This is a genomic window from Paracoccus panacisoli (assembly GCF_042435015.1).
In the GTDB taxonomy this organism is placed as follows: Bacteria; Pseudomonadota; Alphaproteobacteria; order Rhodobacterales; family Rhodobacteraceae; genus Paracoccus; species Paracoccus panacisoli.
This window is the reverse complement of sequence record NZ_JBHMQU010000077.1, coordinates 1-4554: the sequence shown is the minus strand read 5'-3', so window position 1 is coordinate 4554 and position 4554 is coordinate 1. Positions and strand designations below refer to the sequence as shown.

4 protein-coding genes are annotated in these 4554 nt (G+C 71.1%); 3 read left to right on the top strand and 1 reads right to left on the bottom strand.

The annotated features are described in order from the left end of the window. A partial coding sequence (locus ACFHYO_RS14215) for a KpsE/RkpR family capsule polysaccharide export protein (protein ID WP_394321245.1) occupies positions 1–1786 on the top strand: 1786 nt, incomplete at its 5' end. Further along, positions 1783–2676, top strand: coding sequence for a 3-deoxy-8-phosphooctulonate synthase (gene kdsA / locus ACFHYO_RS14210; RefSeq protein ID WP_394321243.1), 894 nt, complete (start codon positions 1783–1785; stop codon positions 2674–2676). The genes ACFHYO_RS14215 and kdsA, both read left to right, overlap by 4 nt. Here the strand turns inward: kdsA and ACFHYO_RS14205 are convergent. Then, on the bottom strand, positions 2673–3878 hold the full coding sequence (locus ACFHYO_RS14205; RefSeq protein ID WP_394321241.1) for a BaiN/RdsA family NAD(P)/FAD-dependent oxidoreductase: 1206 nt from the start codon (positions 3876–3878) through the stop codon (positions 2673–2675). The two genes, kdsA and ACFHYO_RS14205, sit on opposite strands and share 4 nt — an antisense overlap. A gap of 466 nt (positions 3879–4344) precedes the next feature. Here ACFHYO_RS14205 and ACFHYO_RS14200 point away from each other — a divergent pair. Continuing rightward, positions 4345–4554, top strand: a 210-nt coding sequence (locus ACFHYO_RS14200; protein WP_394321239.1) for a hypothetical protein, incomplete at its 3' end; no start/stop codon positions are given.

Sequence of the window (4554 nt, the reverse complement as noted above, 5' to 3'; positions counted from 1 at the left end):
GGCGCCCAGCCAGCCGCCCGCAGGCACCCCGCCCCGCGCGGCGATCCGGGTCGAGCTGCAGCGCGGCGCGCGGTCGGGGGCCGAGGCGGCGGCGAACCTGCCCCTGCCCGGCGCGGCCCAGCCCGGCGGGATCGACCGGCTGTTCGCGGGCGAGAACGACGACGGCTTCGGCGACACCCGCTTTCCGGGCGCCGCGCCCAAGCCCGAGGCCGCCCCTGCGGCAGGTGCACCCGCTACGCCCGCTGACCCCGCCGCCGCGGCCACCCCGGCCGCGCCCGCCACCGAGGCCGAGCGGCTGGCCGCGATCCGGGCCGAGAACCTGACCGGCCGGCAACTGCGCATCGCCCGCCGCATCGCCGCCATGCACGGGATCGAGGTCGCCACCGACGTCGAGGCGGTGCTGCGCCTGCGCGACCGCGGCATCGACCCGTTCAACCGCGGCGCCGTGGGCCGCATCCTCGCCGATGCCGGGACCGAGGCGCAGGCCGCGCCCTCGCCCCAGGCACCGGTGCGCTTGCCAGACCCGGCGCTGCCGACCCGCGCCCGGCGCCGCGACCTGGCCAAGGCCGCGCCCCCCGCCCTGCCCGGGCCCCCCAACGCGCCCGGCCTGCCCTCGCGCGAGATGCTGACCGAAGAGCGCCGCGCGGCCGAAATCTTCCGCATCCAGCGCGACATCGCCCGCCGCCGCCGCCGCAACCTGATGATGCTGATGGCGCGGCTGGCGTTCTTCGTCGGCCTGCCGACGATGATCGCGGGCTGGTACTACTTCACCCAGGCGACGCCGCTTTACGAGACGCACTCGCAGTTTCTGATCCAGCAGGCCGACTCGGGCGGCGGCAGCGAACTCGGCGGGCTGTTCTCGGGCACGCAACTGGCCACCAACCCCGACAGCGTGTCGGTGCAGGCCTATCTCAGCTCGCGCGCCGCCATGCAGCGGCTGGATGAGGAGCTGGGCTTCACCCGCGCCTTCCAGGACCCGGCCATCGATCCGCTGAAGCGCCTGCCCGCCGATGCCACGCAGGAGCAGGCCTACGGCGTCTACAAGGACTCGGTGAAGATCGGCTACGACCCGACCGAGGGGGTCATCAACCTCAACGTCATTGCCCCCGACCCCACGCTCTCGCATGATTTCAGCGTGGCCCTGATCCGCTATGCCGAGGGGCAGGTGGACCAGATGACCGCGCGGCTGCGCGACGACCAGATGAAGGGCGCGATCGAGCGCTACGAGGATTCCGAGCAGAAGGTTCTGGACGCGCAAAACCGCGTCCAGCAGTTGCAGGAAAAGCTCGGCGTCCTCGACCCGATGGCCGAGAGCGGGGCAGTGATGAGCCGCATCGCCAGCCTTGAGAGCGAGCTGTCGAAGAAGCAGCTGGAACTCGGCCAGCTCGAGGCCAACCCGCGCCCGAACCAGAGCCGGGTGCAGGGCGTGCGCGGCGACATCGGCCGGCTTGAGACGATGATCGCCGAGACCCGCTCGCAACTGACCGTGAACCAGGGCGACCGGGCGTCGCTCGCCTCGATCTCGGGCGAGCTGAGGATCGCCGAGAGCGACCTCACCACCCGCCAGCAGCTGCTGGCCGCCGCCGCGACGCAGATGGAAAGCGCGCGGGTCGAGGCCAACAAGCAGGTCCGCTACCTCTCGCTCTCGGTGGCCCCGGTGCCGCCCGACGAGGCGACCTATCCCAAGGCGCTGCAGAACACGATCGTGGCGTTCCTAATCTTTTCCGGAGTTTACCTGATGATGTCGCTGACCGCCTCGATCCTGCGCGAACAGGTGTCCACATGATCCGCGACAACGGCTCGGAAGCGCCGGGGACGCTGGGCGCGGGGGCGGGTGGCGACCAGCGGACGGTCACCGCGGGCAACGTGGTGTTCGGCAACGACCTGCCGCTGGTCCTGATCGCCGGGCCCTGCCAGCTCGAGACGCGCGACCACGCGCTGCGGCTGGCCGGGGTGCTGGCCGAGGCCTGCGCCGCAGCCGGGGCGGGCTTCGTCTTCAAGGCAAGCTACGACAAGGCCAACCGTACCTCGCTGTCGGGGCGGCGCGGGGTGGGGATCGACGAGGGGCTCGAGATGCTCGCCGCCGTGCACGACGCCTTCGGCTGCCCGGTGCTGACCGACGTGCACGACGCCGAGCAGGCGGTCCGCGCGGCCGAGGTGGCCGACATCATCCAGATCCCCGCCTTTCTCAGCCGGCAGACCGACCTGCTGCTGGCCGCGGGTCGGACCGGCGCGGTGGTCAATATCAAGAAGGGCCAGTTTCTCGCGCCCTGGGACATGCCCAACGTGGCCGACAAGGTCGCCTCGACCGGCAACGAGCGTATCCTGCTGACCGAGCGGGGGGTCAGCTTCGGCTACAATACGCTGGTCGCGGACATGCGGTCGCTGCCGATCATGGCCCGGACCGGCTGGCCGGTGGTGATGGACGCGACACACTCGGTCCAGCAGCCGGGCGGCCAGGGCGGCTCGTCGGGCGGCCAGCGCGAGTTCGCGCCGGTCATGGCGCGGGCGGCCGTGTCGCTGGGGATCGCGGGGGTGTTCATCGAGACGCACGAGACGCCCGACACGGCGCCTTCGGACGGGCCGAACATGATCCCGCTCGACCGGATGCCGGCGCTGATCGCCAGCCTGATGCGGTTCGACGCGCTGGCCAAGGCCGACCCGCTGCGGGTCTAGGCCGCAAGGATGGCGCGGGCGGCGGCGTGGGCCGAGGCCCAGGCCCACTGGAAGTTGTAGCCGCCGAGCCAGCCGGTCACATCGACCACCTCGCCGATGAAATGCAGCCCCGGCACGCGGCGGGACTCGAGGGTGCGGGCGTCGAGGTCGCGGCCGTCCACGCCGCCCAGCGTGACCTCGGCGGTGCGGTAGCCCTCGGAGCCGACCGGGCTGATCGTCCAGGCCGACACCCGGGCGGCGAGCGTCGCCAGAACCCGGTCGGGGACATCGGCGAGCCGGGCGGCCCCCAGCCCCATCTCTTCGGCAATGGCGCCGGCGAGCCGCGCCGGCAGCACCCGGCCCAGCACCGCCGCCGGGTGGCTGCGCCCCGCCTGCCGCTTGGCCGCGATCAGCTCTGCCGCGAGGTCTTGGCCGGGTGCGAGGTCGAGGCGCAGCGCCTCGCCCGGCCGCCAGAAGCTCGAGATCTGCAGGATCGCCGGCCCCGACAGCCCGCGATGGGTGAAGAGCAGCTGGTCGCGGAAGCGCGGCGGCCGCTGGCCCTTGCGCGGTGCGGTGGTGGTCTCGGCCACCGCCTCGACCGACAGCCCGGCGAGCGGGGCCGTCTGCGCCAGCTCATGCGCGCCGAAGGTCAGCGGCACGAGGCCGGGCCGCGTTTCGACGAGGCGGTGCCCGGTCGTCTCGGCGATGCGGTAGCCGATGCCCGTGGCGCCCATCTTCGGGATCGACTTGCCGCCGGTGGCGACCACCACATGGCGCGCCTGGATCGGTCCGGCCGAGGTGTGGACGACGTGCGGGGTACCGGCCGTGATCCCCTCGACCGCGACGCCGAGGCGGAGCTCGGCCCCCTCCATCCGCCGGCGCAGCATCTCGACGATCTGCTTCGCGCTACCGTCGCAGAAGAGCTGGCCTTCGGTCTTTTCGTGCCAGGCGATGCCCGCCCGGTCCACGAGCGCCACGAAGTCCGCGGGGGTGTAGCCCGCCAGCGCCGAGGCGCAGAAGCGCGGGGTCTGAGAGAGGAAGCGGTCGGGCGCAGTGGCGAGATTGGTGAAGTTGCAGCGCCCGCCGCCCGAGATGCGGATCTTCTCGCCCGGCGCGCGGGCGTGTTCCAGCACCAGCACCCGCCGCCCCTGCCCCGCGAGGCTGCCCGCGCAGAACAACCCCGCCGCGCCGCCGCCGAGAATGAGGATGTCGACCCGCTCCATTCTCGCGGCGATACAGGCGGTGGGGGGCGGGGACAAGTTAGGGGGTGGGCGATCGGGTGGATGCGAGTGCGAAGTGTATGACATGAACGAAAAACGTTCCGGAGTACTCGTTGCGCTGCGGGAGTTGCTTTCCAGCAGTGCTTCCTCTCAAACGGTTTCAGAAACTCTCTTTATCCACTGTACCGTGGCATCGCCGTGTCAGCCTGCAAGTCGTACGCCAGCCCCAGCCCAAGCTGACGGTCTATGAGGATGAACCATGCACAGCGCACCCGCTGCTCTTCGTGCAGCTCTTGCCGACACTAGCCAGCGCGTCCGAGGCTCGTCGGGAAATTTGATCAGCCCGAGGCGGCGCTGCTGTCGGCATGAGTAGGGACGGCGCGTTGCCGATAGGCCCCGATCCAGACCGCCTGATCCCGATGGTAGAGCCCTTGGCCGAAGTCATGGCCCTGACCGCGAAGACGCCTGCGTGATCGAGAAGATCGAAACCCACCGAGATCTTAACGTCGGTCGGTTCGCGGCGATGACGCTCGATCCGGCGATCGACCTGCGGTCGATATCATCGAGCCGGCGCACTCCGATCTGGGCTGGTTGGGAGTGCTCTGGCACACGCAGGGTGACCTGCCACGGGCTTTTTCCTCCATCTGTGACTAGAGTCCGGCCCAACGAGAGGACGGAC